The sequence below is a fragment of the Halorubrum sp. SP9 genome, assembly GCF_005435015.1.
In the GTDB taxonomy this organism is placed as follows: domain Archaea; phylum Halobacteriota; class Halobacteria; order Halobacteriales; family Haloferacaceae; genus Halorubrum; species Halorubrum sodomense.
Map to the genome: position 1 here is coordinate 1 of NZ_SGXU01000436.1, position 400 is coordinate 400.

A 400-nucleotide genomic window follows, 5' to 3' on the forward strand; every position below is an offset into this window, starting at 1 on the left:
TCACAGACGCCGGCGGCCAGATCACGCTCGATTTCGCGGCAACAGAGATCGCCGGAGGCGTCACGTTAGCTAACGAGAGCCAGGTGAAAATGTCGCTGACGGACGGCTCGGCCGTTGGGTCCGCCGTTGACATCGACACCGAGAGTCAGGTGGACATCGACCTGACCGGCTCTTCGATCGAGGGCGACCTGAACGTCGACACCGAGAGCCAGGTCAAAATCCATCTGACAGATAGCCAAATAGATGGGACAGTGACGGTCGAGTCGGAGAGTCAGGTCGACGTCGTACTGGACCAGTCGTCAGTCACCGGCGATCTCTCGATCTCGACTCCAAGTCAGATCACCGTTTCTGACTGTTCGGCCGTCCAAGGAGAAGTCAGCCCACAGCGGGCGTGTCAATA

At 59.0% G+C, this 400-nt stretch carries 1 protein-coding gene; it reads left to right on the plus strand.

Annotated elements, in window-relative coordinates; translation table 11 throughout:
* Positions 1–400: hypothetical protein (locus tag EXE45_RS20095; RefSeq protein ID WP_199233708.1), on the plus strand; the 400-nt coding region annotated here is incomplete at both ends.